Source organism: Oceanobacillus sp. HCA-5259 (assembly GCF_037892815.1).
GTDB lineage: Bacteria > Bacillota > Bacilli > Bacillales > Amphibacillaceae > Oceanobacillus > Oceanobacillus indicireducens.
Window position 1 is genome coordinate 1 of the sequence record NZ_JBBKBV010000103.1, and the last position, 477, is coordinate 477.

The window sequence follows — 477 nt, forward strand, 5'->3', positions numbered from 1 at the left end:
AACGAGCATTGAAGAAAGACCAGAATCAATTGACACACGTGAAGAGTTCGGGCATTGGGAAATTGATACTGTTCTTGGCCACAAATCTAAAGACCAGGCACTTCTAACTCTTGTGGAAAGAAAGACTCGTATGGCCATTGTCCAACGCATACCGGGTAAGAACGCACCAGAAGTAAGGGATGCTTTAGAAGGTATATTTCAGGAATACCCAAACGTTCAAAAGACATTTAAAAGCATCACAGCTGATAACGGATCCGAATTTAGTGAACTTAGCGCACAAGGAAAAGAAATGGGAATAGATGTTTATTTTGCGCATCCATATGCATCTTGGGAGAGAGGGACGAATGAACGTCATAATGGGCTACTCAGACGTTTTATAAAGAAAGGGCAACCGATTCACGCATACTCGGACCAGCACATTGCAGAAGTTGCCAACTGGATGAACACATTCCCCCGGAAAATATTAAACTACGAGAC

At 42.8% G+C, this 477-nt stretch carries 1 protein-coding gene; it reads left to right on the forward strand.

The window, feature by feature from the left end; all coding sequences use genetic code 11:
* The coding region (locus WKU33_RS19010; protein WP_340456146.1) for an IS30 family transposase at window positions 1–477 on the forward strand (477 nt) is incomplete at both ends.